Source organism: Cyclonatronum proteinivorum (genome assembly GCF_003353065.1).
In the GTDB taxonomy this organism is placed as follows: Bacteria; Bacteroidota; Rhodothermia; order Balneolales; family Cyclonatronaceae; genus Cyclonatronum; species Cyclonatronum proteinivorum.
Map to the genome: position 1 here is coordinate 2994746 of NZ_CP027806.1, position 14126 is coordinate 3008871.

Annotated in this window: 11 protein-coding genes; 4 read left to right on the forward strand and 7 right to left on the reverse strand. The window is 49.9% G+C overall.

The window, feature by feature from the left end; genetic code table 11:
- Nucleotides 1-47: 47 nt before the first annotated feature.
- The gene (locus tag CYPRO_RS11350) at nt 48-548 is read left to right on the forward strand and encodes a dihydrofolate reductase (protein ID WP_114984719.1); all 501 of its coding nucleotides are present in this window, start codon (nt 48-50) and stop codon (nt 546-548) included.
- 166 nt (nt 549-714) lie between these two features.
- On the opposite strand, the gene atpC is transcribed toward CYPRO_RS11350, so the two are convergent.
- Together atpC and atpD are read right to left on the reverse strand one after the other, a co-directional pair.
- A complete protein-coding gene (atpC, locus tag CYPRO_RS11355) occupies nt 715-1128 on the reverse strand; it encodes an ATP synthase F1 subunit epsilon (protein WP_114984720.1) in 414 nt (137 codons plus the stop codon).
- Nucleotides 1129-1258: 130 nt separating this feature from the next.
- On the reverse strand, nt 1259-2740 hold the full coding sequence (gene atpD / locus CYPRO_RS11360) for a F0F1 ATP synthase subunit beta (protein WP_114984721.1): 1482 nt from the start codon (nt 2738-2740) through the stop codon (nt 1259-1261).
- Between the two features lie 224 nt (nt 2741-2964).
- On the opposite strand from atpD, the gene rsmB reads away from it, so the two are divergent.
- Complete coding sequence (gene rsmB / locus CYPRO_RS11365; RefSeq protein WP_114984722.1) at nt 2965-4284, forward strand: 16S rRNA (cytosine(967)-C(5))-methyltransferase RsmB; 1320 nt, start codon at nt 2965-2967, stop codon at nt 4282-4284.
- A gap of 162 nt (nt 4285-4446) precedes the next feature.
- On the forward strand, nt 4447-7110 hold the full coding sequence (locus tag CYPRO_RS11370) for a valine--tRNA ligase (RefSeq protein WP_114984723.1): 2664 nt from the start codon (nt 4447-4449) through the stop codon (nt 7108-7110).
- Between the two features lie 263 nt (nt 7111-7373).
- On the opposite strand, the gene CYPRO_RS11375 is transcribed toward CYPRO_RS11370, so the two are convergent.
- The 3 genes from CYPRO_RS11375 to CYPRO_RS11385 all read right to left on the reverse strand — a co-directional run bounded on the left by CYPRO_RS11375 (nt 7374) and on the right by CYPRO_RS11385 (nt 9243).
- A complete protein-coding gene (locus CYPRO_RS11375; RefSeq protein ID WP_114984724.1) occupies nt 7374-7730 on the reverse strand; it encodes a MazG-like family protein in 357 nt (118 codons plus the stop codon).
- Between the two features lie 127 nt (nt 7731-7857).
- Nucleotides 7858-8757, reverse strand: coding sequence for a GTP cyclohydrolase FolE2 (gene folE2, locus CYPRO_RS11380; protein ID WP_114984725.1), 900 nt, complete (start codon nt 8755-8757; stop codon nt 7858-7860).
- A 48-nt stretch (nt 8758-8805) separates the two neighbouring features.
- A complete protein-coding gene (locus CYPRO_RS11385; RefSeq protein ID WP_114985785.1) occupies nt 8806-9243 on the reverse strand; it encodes a 6-pyruvoyl trahydropterin synthase family protein in 438 nt (145 codons plus the stop codon).
- 273 nt (nt 9244-9516) lie between these two features.
- Between CYPRO_RS11385 and murB the strand changes: the two genes are divergently transcribed.
- Entirely contained in the window at nt 9517-10536 is a 1020-nt protein-coding gene (gene murB, locus CYPRO_RS11390; RefSeq protein ID WP_114984726.1) for a UDP-N-acetylmuramate dehydrogenase, read from the forward strand.
- A 43-nt stretch (nt 10537-10579) separates the two neighbouring features.
- On the opposite strand, the gene CYPRO_RS11395 is transcribed toward murB, so the two are convergent.
- Together CYPRO_RS11395 and CYPRO_RS11400 are read right to left on the reverse strand one after the other, a co-directional pair.
- The gene (locus CYPRO_RS11395; protein WP_114984727.1) at nt 10580-12586 is read right to left on the reverse strand and encodes a M14 family zinc carboxypeptidase; all 2007 of its coding nucleotides are present in this window, start codon (nt 12584-12586) and stop codon (nt 10580-10582) included.
- A gap of 78 nt (nt 12587-12664) precedes the next feature.
- Nucleotides 12665-14050, reverse strand: coding sequence for a pyridoxal phosphate-dependent decarboxylase family protein (locus tag CYPRO_RS11400; RefSeq protein WP_164682734.1), 1386 nt, complete (start codon nt 14048-14050; stop codon nt 12665-12667).
- Nucleotides 14051-14126 lie beyond the last annotated feature (76 nt).

The following is a 14126-nucleotide window of genomic DNA, read 5'->3' on the forward strand; positions in this document are numbered from 1 at the left end:
CTTAACAGCTTTCAGCTTCACCCTTTTTTCTTCTGCACTCCATTTAAATGCCTGAATTCATCATCATCGCTGCACACGACCCAAACCTTGTGATAGGCAAGGATGGTAGTATGCCGTGGCATTATCCGGACGATTTAAAACACTTTAAGCAAACAACCCTTGGAAGTCCCCTGATTATGGGGAGAAAAACCTTTGAATCAATCGGGGGCAAACCACTGCCGGGGCGTCCATGCTACGTACTTTCAAGAAGTAAACGAAAAGCCGAAGGGGTAACTTTTTTCAAAGATTTTCCGGAAGCCCTTTTGTATTTCAGTCAGTCGTCTTACGAGCGCGTATTTATTGCGGGCGGGTCAGTACTGTACAATCAGTTTCTCATTATGAGCAATAAGATGATTATTACAGAAATCAGGCAGACCTACGATGGGGACACTTTTTTTCCGGAGTACAGGGATCAGATACCGGAAAAATGGAAGCTTATCTCTTCAGAAGACCGGGACGATTTCGTCATCAAAACCTACCAAAACACGCAACCCGAGCCATATTATTAACAGTTTCGGTGGATTGACAGCGGTAAGCGTTCACCGATTTCACAAAAAAAGAAAAGGCGTCGGTTCACTTCCTGAAAAGAAAGTTAACCGACGCCTTTTTAATTCAGCTTAGGCGGCAAGGTATTAACCTGCCTCAAAACTTAGCGCACGACTTGAAGCTTCATGCTTAGCGTTTGAGCTCATGCAGTTTAATACGGTTTATGGCCCGACGCAGTGCGAGTTCTCCTTTAAGGACTTCATCCTGTGCAGCTTTTTGGGCCTTGTCATCTTTTATTTTGGCCGTGGCTTTTTCGCGTGCAACGCGTGCTCTCTCAAGATCAATGTCGCGAACGTTTTCAGCTGATTCAGCCAGTACCGTTACACGGTTATCATTCACCTCGACAAATCCGCCATTTACAGAAAAAACTTCTTCTTTACCACCTTTCTCACGAACTATAATTTTGCCGATATCCAGCATAGACATCAGGCTCGCGTGATTAAACTTCACTTCAAAAGCACCTTCCGTGCCCGGCAGATTAACGCCTGTAGCAAGTCCTTCGTAAACTGCGCCGTATGGCGTGATAATGTTGGTACGAATCATAAAAACAAATCCTGATCAGTAGTTTTTAAAACTGGGATAATTCTCTGGAATAAGATATACGCAGCGTTTTGTGGCTCTTAAAACCACAACCCGACTGCAAAATCATGAATACTGCAATGCAAACGCAGGATCAGGCTTCCGCGAGAAGCTTCTCTCCTTTTGCCATTGCTTCTTCAATGGTACCAACAAGATAAAAAGCACCTTCGGGCAGATGATCGAGCTCACCATTCAGAATCATGTTGAACCCTTTGATGGTGTCATCGATTTTCACATACTTCCCGTCAAGGCCGGTAAATTGCTGAGCTACGAAAAACGGCTGACTCAGGAAACGCTGCACGCGACGTGCACGGCCTACGATGAGTTTATCTTCATCGGAAAGCTCATCCATACCCAGAATGGCGATGATATCCTGAAGGTCTTTGTAGCGCTGAAGCAGCATTTTCACATTTTCAGCACACTCGTAATGGGCTTTACCGATAACGAGCGGATCAAGGATACGGGACGTAGAGTCAAGCGGGTCAACCGCAGGATAGATACCCAGGGAAGCAATCTGACGCGAAAGTACCGTAGTAGCATCAAGGTGAGAGAAGGTTGTTGCAGGTGCGGGGTCAGTAAGGTCATCCGCAGGTACGTAAATAGCCTGTACGGATGTAATCGATCCGGCTTTGGTAGAAGTAATCCGCTCCTGAAGCGCACCCATCTCTGAAGCCAGGGTTGGCTGATAACCTACCGCAGAAGGCATACGTCCCAAAAGGGCCGATACTTCTGAACCTGCCTGCGTGAAACGGAAGATGTTATCCACGAAGAGCAGAATGTCACGGCTCACTTCATCGCGGAAATACTCCGCTACGGTAAGACCGCTAAGCGCTACGCGAGCACGGGCACCCGGAGGCTCGTTCATCTGACCGAATACAAGCGTTGCCTGAGATTCCTGTAGCGCCTTATGATCAACTTTGGTGAGATCCCACTCTCCTTTTTCCATGCCCTCTTTAAAAGCATCACCATAGTTAATTACGCCTGATTCAATAAATTCGCGAAGCAGGTCATTTCCTTCACGGGTACGCTCACCAACACCGGCAAAAACAGAAAGACCGCCGTGCTGTTTCGCAATGTTGTTAATCAGCTCCTGAATAAGTACGGTTTTACCTACACCGGCACCCCCGAAGAGACCAATTTTCCCGCCCTTTGCATAGGGGCAGAGCAGGTCAACAACTTTAATACCGGTTTCGAGCATCTCAGTGCTTGAAGAAAGCTCGGTAAAATCAGGAGCGGGCTTGTGAATGGGAGACCGGCGCTCACCCTTAGGGTTTTCAATCCCGTCAATGGCTTCTCCTACAATATTAAACAGTCGACCGCGAATATCCTCACCAATTGGCATTGAAATAGGGCCGCCCTGATCGGCAACTTCCATATTGCGTACAAGGCCATCGGTTGAGTCCATGGCGATGGTACGAACACGGTTTTCGCCAAGGTGCTGCGCTACCTCAAGTACGAGCCTGCGACCATCCTCCATATCAATGTGGAGCGCATTCAAAATTTTTGGAAGCTGACCATCCGGGAAGTCGCAATCGACAACCGGACCAATTACCTGAGCGACGGATCCTTTATTCATGAGAAAAGAGCTTTGGAAATAATTTGAGTTAAATAATTTTGAGCTGCGTACCTGTGAGACGCAATGCTTTAAATGGTAAATAAATACAAGATTCAAAGATACCTCAAATGGCATCTAATCGCAACTTTAAAAGCTGTTTACACCCGCTTTTCATACACATATTGAGCCAAATTTCCTTTATATTACTTCGCTAATAATTTTAACCCTGTAACTTATTTTCAATTTTGGAACATCTAAGCCAATCACGATTAGCAAGTATCCGAACACTTGAGAAATTCGAGCATTCGAATCGTATCGACATGGATTTGCTCAATAAACTCAACAGACAGGAACGGCAGCAAGCGAACGAATATGTACAGGGTATTCTGAGACGCAAATCCTATCTGGACTTCCTTATTTCCCGCTACAGCTCGGTTGATATTGCCGGCATGGACGCTTTCTTCAAGAATATCCTCCGCATCGGGATTTATGACCTCCTTTTTATGGATTCCACGCCGGATTACGCTGCCATCAATGAAAATGTAGAGATTGCGAAAACGCAAATCAGCGCCCGCTCCGGGGACCTTGCCAATGCCATCCTCCGCAAAATTCAGCGGGAAACCAACGAACTGCCAACGCCGGATATGGAAGACCGTACCGATTTGGTTGCGACCACTTTCTCGCACCCGGCATGGCTTGTGAAACGCTGGTCGGATCGTTTTGGCGAAAGAGAAGCTTTTCAGCTCATGACCGCCAACAATCAGCGCCCCAACTACTATCTGCGGGCGAACTGCCTCAAAACTTCACCCGATACCTTCCGCCTCAGGCTGGAGCGTGCCGGCATTGAGTTTGAAGAAAGCGACTGGCTGCCCGGCTATTTTAAGGTTTCAACCCTCGCGGAAGTACGTGCAAGGGGCTGGTTTGAAAAAGGCCTGTGCTACGTACAGGATATCGCTGCCGGCTTTGCGCCCACCATCCTGGACCCCGTTTCCGGAGAATCGGTGATTGACTTGTGCGCGGCTCCGGGCACCAAAACACTCCTCCTCGCTGAGCTGATGGAAAATGAAGGCAGCTTGCTGGCCGTTGATATCAATCCCGACCGGATTCAGCGCATCGCGGAAAATGCGGAGCGCGGCGGTGCAAAAATTGTGAAAATTCAGCGGGCTGACGCCACCGAAGAGCGGTTCAAACTTGCTGACGCAGTTCTTCTCGACGCCCCCTGCACCGGCACCGGCGTGCTCTCCAAACGCGCCGACCTCCGCTGGCGCCGCACCCCCGAAGAGCTCGAAAAAGCCGTTGCGCTTCAGGAAGAACTTCTCGACGCCGCCGCCAACATGGTAGCCAAAAACGGTCGCCTCGTGTACTCGACCTGTTCGCTCGAACCCGAAGAAAACATGAAACAGATCGAAAAATTCCTCGAAGTCTATCCCAACTTTGAGCTGGAAGAACTCGACGACTACCTGCCGGAAGAAGTCCTCAGCGACGACCTCAAATCCTATCAAACCTTCCCGCACCTGCATCACTGCGACGGACACTTCGGGGTTCTGATGAAACGCAAGTTCTGATTTTCATCCATGACACCTTTTGACGCTGCATCGCTTTGGAAAACGCCTGAAAAGCCCATCCAAAACTGTGCAGCGTCTTTTTTTGTCACCCTGTTTCCCATCCCTCATCCGCATATTATTCTTTAAAACAGCGGCCATACAGACCGCCATTTTCTTTCTTCTATGAGCACATCCGACATCCCCAAAATCTATTCCCCGGCTGAAGCCGAAGCCAAATGGTATCCTTTCTGGGAGAAAAACGGTTTCTTCCGCTCCCTGCCCGATGAGCGCGAACCCTACGCCATCGTCATCCCGCCGCCCAACGTAACCGGCGTGCTCCACATGGGGCACATGCTCAATAATACCATTCAGGATGTCATCATCCGCCGCGCCCGCATGATGGGCAAAAACGCTTGCTGGGTGCCGGGTACCGATCATGCATCCATTGCAACGGAAGCCAAAGTTGTGGGACGACTGCGGGAAAATGGCATCAAAAAAAGCGACCTCAGCCGCGATGAATTTCTCAAACACGCCTGGGACTGGACCAACGAGTACGGCGACACCATCCTGAAGCAGCTCCGCAAGCTGGGGGCTTCCTGCGACTGGGAGCGTACCCGCTTCACCCTCGAAGACGACCTCTACGACGCCGTCATTGATTGCTTCATTCACTACTACGAAAAAGGGCATATTTACCGTGGTTTGCGCATGGTGAACTGGGATCCGGTTGCCAAGACCGCGCTCTCCGATGAAGAAGTCATCCACAAGGAAGTCAAATCCAAACTATACTATGTGAAATACGCAGTTCAGGATTCCGACGAATTCGTGACCATCGCAACGACGCGCCCGGAAACCATTCTGGCCGACACCGCCGTCTGCGTAAACCCGAATGATCCGCGCTACACGCACCTGATCGGCAAGACCGCCATCATCCCGATGGTGAACCGTCCGGTACCGATTATCGCGGATGAGTACGTCGAGCCTGAATTCGGCACCGGCTGCCTAAAAGTGACGCCCGCGCACGATGTCAACGATAACGAGCTCGGTATTAAGCACAAGCTCGAAGTCATCGACATCCTCAACGACGACGCGACCCTGAACGAAACCGCGCAGTTTTATGTGGGTGAAGACCGCTTCAAAGCACGCAAGCTTATCATCAAAGACCTTGAAGAAGCCGGTCAGCTTGTCAAAATCGAAGATATCAAAAACAAGGTCGGCTATTCCGAGCGCACCGACGCGGTCATCGAGCCCAAGCTGTCGCTGCAGTGGTTCCTCAAAATGCAGGAAACCGCCAAGCCTGCGCTCGAGAACGTGATGAACGACACCATCCGCTTCTTCCCCGACAAATTCAAAAACAGCTACCGCAACTGGATGGAAAACGTGCACGACTGGTGCATTTCGCGGCAGCTGTGGTGGGGACATCAAATTCCGGCATGGTACTACGGCAACGGTCCGGAAGACTACGTGATCGCCAAAACCGAAGCCGAAGCCCTCGAAAAAGCGAAAGCGAAATCCGGTCAGGAAACCATCAGCCTCAGACAGGATGAAGACGTACTCGATACCTGGTTCTCCTCCTGGCTGTGGCCCATCTCCGTTTTCGACGGCTTCAAAAATCCCGATGGCGAAATCAACTACTACTACCCGACCAAAGATCTGGTCACCGCCCCGGAAATCATGTTTTTCTGGGTCGCGCGCATGATCATGGCGGGCTACGAATTCCGGGGGGAAAAGCCATTCAGCAACGTGTACTATCACGGCATTGTGCGCGACAAACAGCGCCGCAAAATGTCGAAATCACTCGGCAACTCGCCTGATCCGATCGACCTCATGAATCAGTTCGGAGCCGACGGCACCCGCGTGGGCATGCTGTTTTCAGCGCCCGCCGGCAACGACCTCCTCTTCGACGACGCCCTCTGCGAGCAGGGCCGCAACTTCTCCAACAAAATCTGGAACGCCTTCCGCTTCCTGGCCATGAACATGGAAGAAGGCGAAACCTACGAGCCCACAACAGCGCTCGATCCGGACTTCCTGCCCGATCAGTGGATGTCTTCCCGCCTCAACCGCACCATCCTGGAGATGGACGAAAGCTTCGCACAGTTCCGCCTCAACGAAGCCCTGCAAAAAATCTACGCCCTCGTCTGGGACGACTTCTGCGACTGGTACATCGAGCTCATCAAACCCGACACCTTCGGGGCTAAAATCGAAAAAGCTCGGCTCGAACGCGCCCTCGGCATCTTTGAAACCCTGATGAAGCTCCTGCACCCCTTCACCCCTTTTATTTCCGAAGAAATCTGGCAGCGCATCAGAACCCGCAGCACCGAAGAGTCCCTGATCGTCTCATCCTGGCCCGCACCCGACGCAAGCCGCGTAGATGACACCATCGAAGCCCGCTTCGCCCTCGTACAGGAGCTGGTATCGGCCATGCGCAACATCCGCGCGGAATCCGGCCTTTCCCCCAACCTCGAGCTTGAAGTACTTGTCCGTACGGCAGACGACGAAACAGCGCACATGCTGCAATCCGTGCAGGGGCTCATCCTCAAACTTCAGAAAACAAAAAAACTGGAAATAGGTACCTCCGTTCAAAAACCCGCGCAATCTGCGAGCACGCTCGTAAAAGGCTGCGAGCTCATCATCCCCATGGCCGAACACATCGATGTGGACAAAGAGCGCGCCCGTCTGCAAAAGGAAATACAGCGGACCGAAGGCTTTCTGAAATCTGTGAAAGGAAAACTTTCCAACGAGAAGTTTGTCAACAATGCCCCTGAAGCCGTCGTCGCAAAAGAACGCGCCAAGCTTTCTGACGCAGAAGCCAACCTCAGCAAACTCCGGGCAGCCCTCAGCGAGCTCTAAGACAAAGAACTGACACCCGCATTGGAAGCCCTGCAACAGCTACCTGCGTGTGTCAGTCTTGTGTTTTTTTGGGTAGACTCCGTGAACATCAGGGGGTCAGCGGCAAATTGTAAGACCCCAAACCTGCAGGGGTCCCTTGCTTTTTGGGAAGCATTACAGCCGCTCTCAATCGCATCACCTTAAATAGTCGGAACTAAACGCCAAACGGGTTGCGCAGCCGAAACTGGCCTGCGCAGCCCGTTTTGGTTTGGGCGTACAGGTACTCAGAACTTTGATTTCAGTCCGTACTTCTCGGAAGTCGCATTAAACTTCTTAGCTACAGCCTGGGCGAGATCGATATTTTCGTGCATTGCAATCAGATCCACGCAAATAATGATGTCGGCAAGCTCCTCCGCAAGCTGTGTTTTATCCGCCCGACTGCCCCGAATGCCGAGCCGTTCGCGCTCGAGCTTCTTTATGATGTTACAGGCCTCCCCTACTTCCCCGGCAAGCTCATTCCCCCGATAGCTCAGTGAAATCTGATTGTCGCTATCCCACTCATCTTGCCGCTTTTGATTAGAATCACGAAGCCGCTCAAATGTAATTTCATTTTGGTTTAAAGCATGTGATGAATCGGACATAAGCCATGATTTTGAATAGGGATGATCTGTGATTGGGTCGGCAGAATAACAAAATTACGCGCATAAAAAAAGCCACGTCCTTATCAGGGATCGTGGCTTTCTATATGGGATGTATGAATGAAGATTCTTAGCGCAAGCCGCATGGAATACCTTTACAAATACGGCTTACTGCATCATGACTGTGGAGACTTTCCATGTGAACACAGCGTACAACAAAATCAGAAATTGATGGGTGCGGATCGAGTTTATCAAACATCAGTCTTGCGGCGTCCTCAACGAACTTTTGATATGCACCGTTCAGTTCAGCAAATGCTTGCTCATCTTCCCGCTTAACCATAACCTGCGTTTCCGTCTGAAGCGCGTCGCGGCAGAGCTCAACCATTTCTTCAATGCTTACAGCATCCCGAAGCTGAACGGTAAGATAAGCTTCAGAGCGCTGACTGTGCGGAATGCTTGCAACCTCACGGGTCTCACGCGCATGTTCTGCAAGTTCATAAGAACATGGGCATGCACTACTGTACACAAAATCAAGGTGCATGAAATGTGTGATGTTATCCTTAGCATCCATACTTGCTTCAAGTGAAACAGCATAATACTGATACCCTGCAAGGTCAGAACGCAGGCTATCTTTCAGCATAGGATAGTTAAAGCTAAGCTTGATAAAGCTTTCACGCGCTTCCAAATCTTTCTTGTACATTTGGAGCACATACTCCAGTACTTCCGGATGGAAAACTTCATCTTTAAATTTGTAGAATGAGCGCATGATACGGCTCATGTTTATGCCTTTTTTACCGGCATCCAGCCCAACATAGCCGTCTACGGAAACTTCAAGGGTAAGAATATCACCATCCCGCGTTGGGAATTTTAATGGCAGCTTAAAGTTTGAGATTCCCACTTGCTGTATAGGTACATTTGCCCCCTCAATCAGGGAAGCCGGTCCGTTCTGAAGGTCGGGCAGCGTTTTTTTGTATTCGTCTGTAACGACAAATGTGGGATCGTAAATTCTTTTGAGATTCGATGTAATCATAGTATCAGAATATAGTTAATTCAGTACCTGCGTACCAAAATGAGCAAGTCAGTAATTAAGACTCATGTAAGGACAATATTCGGCAAAGTTTCGTTCCGTCTCAAATAACTTAACCGAAAAAAGCCTGGAACCTGTTGATGAAGCACGCTCAACATCATCTTTGATTTGTTCAAAAAATTTTATCACAAGATTCTCAGTTGACGGAATTGTATCCTTTAAAAAATCAACATCAATATTCAAATTTCTGTGATCACACTTATTGATAATCTTATCATTAAGTATTCTCTTCAAATCACCCAGATCAATCACGTAACCCGTATCAGGATCCGGCATACCCGCAACTGTTACTTCCATCACGTAGTTGTGTCCGTGCCAGTTGATGTGATTGCAGTCACCATAAGTTTCTGCATTCCATTCATCTGACTTTTTCGGATTATGCAGACGATGTGCTGCATTAAAATGTACTTTTCGGGTAACGTAAACCAAGATATTTGTTTTTTTGATCTGTTTTTCGTGTATGTGAGCGGGCAATATAACGGATAAGGCAAGCTTAAGCGTTCACTTTGTTCTCTTAACAAGCCTTCTCCCATCATCTGTTTATCAGCAATCAGGCCAATGCCATTCACAAGCTACTATAAAACAAAAGCATATAGCAACATCCAACAACCAAAACAGCTGAGTTCAAAAAATTGTATTTTGAAAGGCTCAAACTGAAAACCGGCTGATCCTTACGCCGATGTCACTTTCAATAGTCTTTTTTTGAACCTTAAGCAACTAAACACATTTGGGGCTCAGGCCTCTGCCGGGCACTTTTTTGAGATTACTGACGCCCGCACCTATCAGGAATTGCTGTCATCCTCCCCTCAGCTTATTTCAGACGCGCTTATTTTAGGCGGGGGAAGCAATATTCTTTTTACCCGTGATTATGTTCCGGCCGTCCTTCGCATTGGTATAAAGGGAATTAGTGTAGAAGAAACGGATGGTAACGACATATTGGTAACCGCAGGGGCGGGCGTTGTATGGGATAACCTTGTGCAGTATTGCATTCAGCGGGGATTCTACGGCATTGAAAACCTTTCACTCATCCCCGGCTGTTGCGGGGCCGCTCCCATGCAAAATATTGGCGCCTATGGTGTGGAGCTCGTTCAGGTCTTCAGTCATCTTGAAGCCATGGACCGAAAAACGGGCGAAATCAAAACCTTTAGTAACAAGGACTGCCGCTTCGGCTACAGGAGCAGTGTCTTCAAAACAGCCCTTAAAAACCGGTTCATCATTGCGTCCATTACCCTGCGACTCAGTCGTATTGCACGGCTCACACTTGAATATGGTGCTATTTCGGCTGAACTCAGTCAGGCGGGCATCACACAGCCTACCCCCAAAGATGTATCGCAGGCCGTAATCCGAATCCGCAGGTCTAAACTGCCGGACTGGCATGCTTTTGGAAATGCCGGTAGCTTTTTCAAGAATCCCGTCATCCCAAACGAACAGTTTGAAGAGATAAGGACGAAATTCCCCAAGGTTCCGCATTATGCCGTGAGTCAATACACTACCAAAGTGCCCGCAGGCTGGCTGATTGATCAGTGCGGGCTGAAAGGCTACCGGATGGGAAATGTCGGCACCTGGCATCAACAGGCGCTGGTCATCGTCAACTACGGTTCCGGCTCCGGGGCTGAAATACTGGACTTCGCCCGCAAAATCAGAGATACCGTTGCTTCGAGATTCAACATACAGCTCGAACCGGAAGTCAACCTGATTGGCATGAATCAGGATGACTTTTAGATAGTCTCACGAAAAAATCGGGCTTCTTTGGGAGCTTATAAGCCTACTTAATCAGGGTCATGCGCCTCGTAAGCGTCTGCCCTGACGCCTCAAGCCTGTACAGATAAATACCACTCGGCAGGCGTGACGCGTCAAAAGAGACGCGGTGTTCGCCGGCGCTGTACTGCCGCCCCTCAATCAGGGTTTGCACCAAACGCCCGGTGCTGTCGTACACACGCAGATTCACCTCTGCAGCATCGGGCAAGCCAAAAAACAGCGTAGTAGCGGGATTGAAAGGATTGGGATAATTCTGATGTAATACAAGGCTGCGCGGCAGCTCAGGACCGCTTTCAGAAGAAACGGGCTGTCCCGTTGTCGTAAAGGTGTAATCCCAGCTGTAGCTTGTGGCCGATAGGGGCGCGCCGGCTGTTACCGTTATTTCGAAGCTGGTTCCGGGAACAGCATCCGCTGCCGTTTCGAATACAAAGAAATCCGTCAGTCCCGCAAATGATTCACCATAAGCGAGATGATGTTCGGATGTATCATTTAAAAAAGTGATAAAGCCAGCATCCGTTTCCACCGAAAAGGTCAGATTCATGTTGGAGCGCCCGAAGTTTTCAAACCCGCTCACCGTGAAAAAGAAGGAAGCTTCTTCACCAATGGGTGCATCGATGTTGCTGAGCATAAGGTTTGCATTTTCTGTAAGTCGCAGTTCCGGACCCGCAAACTGCGCGAGCAGCTGATTCGGCAGCAAATTATCCTGCGAAAGCGGCACAATGCGCTCGGCCCGCGCCCAAAATGCGCCGCCCCAGCCAGAACCGCCATCGTTGGCACCACCAACTTCCGGCGTCATCGATATCCGGTTGTAGCTTGGCCCAAAACCGCCGCTTGACTCCAGGCCGTAAAACCAGTCATCGGCAGCCCCTCTTGTAGCATATCCGACGGTCTCCATGTCCGTACCATAGACATAGTTGTTCTCGGCCGTCATTTCCGCAGCATACGCCCTAAACGTAAGCGAATCAGCCGTTTCGCGGTTGAGAGAGCCGTAGGGATAAATCAGGAGATTGCTGAAATTGTGGTAGTTAAAGACCGTGCGGAAATCATGAGACAGCGTAAAAGTTCGCATGGCCTCCGTTTCCGGCTCGCTGAAAGGGGCTTCACCGCGATACGTGTCGGTGTTCGGGTTAGTTGATGAACCGCCACTGGGATGATCCCAAAAAATCATCGGACCAAAATTGCGGTTCAGATCTACACCCTGATTTGAAGTACCGACCGGCCTCCGGTTTTTACGGTGCATGCCCCCGCCGTTGGGGTTATTCATCCGGTTAAATTCGTAGCCGTCCGGATTAAGCACGAGAGAAAACGCCATGTGCCGGTTATCGACAAGGAATGTCGCGTAGTCGTCTTCGCCATAGTTTTCGAGCAGCCACCACATGTAATACACCAGATTCATCATGCTCATAGGCTCACGGGCATGGATGAGTGAGTTGTAATAGGCCTGTGGCTTTGGGGTCTCAAGGTCGGAAGCAATCCACACGGTCCATATCGGACGACCTTCGTAGGATTGCCCTATGCTGAATTTAGGCGTAATCAGCTCAGGATAAAGCTCATGCATGAGATCAAGCTCGGCAACAACCTCATCGAAGGTCAGATGACCGCCCATACTGCCGAGTTTAAAATTCTCCGGCACGCCCTGCAGGCGCGGCAGTCCACCCTGAAAAACGGGGTCGGATGTCAGTTCGGCTTCATACCATGCCGCCATGTCTCTGGTGTGAATCCCGAACGGGATACCCGCTTCCCGCAAAAGCTTCAGTTCATAGCCGCTCAGCTCAGCCTGTAACGCATTTTCATGAAAGTGCACGTGATCAATAGCTACCCCCAAATCTCCGACCTGCCGGATCGTTTCCGAAGTCTCTAAAGGAATGGTCACCCTGTAAAAAAGGCCGTCTTCGGGTTCGTAGCCCGGGTTATTCAGTGGCGTCTGATCAGGGTGCTGCGCGAACGAAGCTGTAAAACCGAAGACCAGTAGAAAAATAAGTGTTACGAAAGCAGAAGTAGAAAAAGAGTTCAAACTGATTTATTTAAAGGCGGAAAGTTTTAGCGGGAAGTATCTGTGAATGCTTAATATGGCAACATAAAGAAACTGACCTTACTGTGCTGTAATACGTTGCAAAGAAGCACGCAGCCTGTTGTGCATTTCATGGATAAAAACAAGATGGTCCGGTTTCATGAAAACACTTCGCAGCAGCGTGACGGGTTCTGTAGGGTTACCGCTTTCAACATGCGGAAATAACCGTGAGAATTCTTTGCCATCCACTTTATATAAGCTCAGATAAAGGGATTTATCTCCTTGCTGCATGGTATCCCGAAAAATTTCCCGGCTTAAGCGCGATATATCATCAGCCGTACCAGCTTTTGGGAAATAGCAGACGATGTCGGTTTCCGGCTGCATCAGCAACTCAAACCGGGGATCATCCCCGATTACTGAAGCGAACCTTCGGGCAGCTTCCAGGCACTGCCGCAACATCGCAGCAAAAGCAGAATCCGGCTCCAGCCCTAACAGCTGAATGGTAAACCAAAGCGCAGCAGCGGCCGCACCGGCCCGCGAACACTCCAGGGTAATTTCTCCCAAATGAAGTTCATCGGAGGAAAAGTAGGTATAGGGTGAGTCGTGTTTGTAGAACCGGCCAACCGTAGCATCTTTGAAAAGGACACATCCGCAGCCATAGGGCTGTAAACCATGTTTATGCGGATCAATGACAATGCTGTCCGCGCCGCCGAGCGCTTCAAAAGGTGCGGAACGCAAAAATCCGCTGTTTTTAAGCAGGGTGAAGAAGCCTCCGTACGCGGCATCAACATGGACCCGAACACCGGCTTCCATGCAAAGCGGAAGAATGACATCAAGGGGTTCTGTTTGGCCTGTACCCGTTGTTCCCAGGGTTACAACGAGCGTCCCGGCACCGGCAATGGAGGCGCGGAAGCGGTCAACTTCTTCTTCACTGCCGAATGCAAAAGGGATAGCCCGGGAGCTGATCCCCAACACGCTGCACATCCGGCTGTGCGTGTAATGGGCCTGCGCAGAAAACAGCACGGGTTTATTCGGGTGAAGACAACGGGCCACCCACAGGGCCTCGAGATTGGCAACCGTCCCGCCGCTTGTAAGATGTCCGAGCGTTGTGCCGGGTTCGTACCCTACCATTCGCGAGAGCGACCGAATGACCTCTTTTTCCATTTCAGAGGTTTCGGGACCACCGTCAAGAGCGTGGTTGTTTGTGTTGACACTCGTTGCAATCGCATAGGCCAGCCATGCTGCCGGGTGAGGCGGCTTGAGCATCTGACCCGCATAAGCAGCCTGATGAAACGGATAACAACTGCCCATGCGCGACATAAAGACCTCGAAAACAGATTTCGCCTTTTTAGTGAACGTCTCAGCATCTGATTGTGAGTCACTGTGATAGGAATACGGCAGCGAAAATCCTTGCAGCTCAGCCTCATCAAACCAGCGCTCAAGTAACGGAAGAAGTGTTTTATACATCAGTTTTGTACCTAAAGGTTGAAACGTAATCATAAAAAAACCTGCCCCCGTAAAAGAGAGCAGGTTTTGTACTAAA

Bases quoted from the DNA above. Each gene is read 5' to 3' on its own strand.
- atpC (WP_114984720.1), bottom strand. From the start codon at position 1,128: ATGATTCGTACCAACATTATCACGCCATACGGCGCAGTTTACGAAGGA.
- CYPRO_RS11370 (WP_114984723.1), top strand. From the start codon at position 4,447: ATGAGCACATCCGACATCCCCAAAATCTATTCCCCGGCTGAAGCCGAA.
- CYPRO_RS11375 (WP_114984724.1), bottom strand. From the start codon at position 7,730: ATGTCCGATTCATCACATGCTTTAAACCAAAATGAAATTACATTTGAG.
- atpD (WP_114984721.1), bottom strand. From the start codon at position 2,740: ATGAATAAAGGATCCGTCGCTCAGGTAATTGGTCCGGTTGTCGATTGC.
- CYPRO_RS11350 (WP_114984719.1), top strand. From the start codon at position 48: ATGCCTGAATTCATCATCATCGCTGCACACGACCCAAACCTTGTGATA.
- CYPRO_RS11400 (WP_164682734.1), bottom strand. From the start codon at position 14,050: ATGTATAAAACACTTCTTCCGTTACTTGAGCGCTGGTTTGATGAGGCT.
- folE2 (WP_114984725.1), bottom strand. From the start codon at position 8,757: ATGATTACATCGAATCTCAAAAGAATTTACGATCCCACATTTGTCGTT.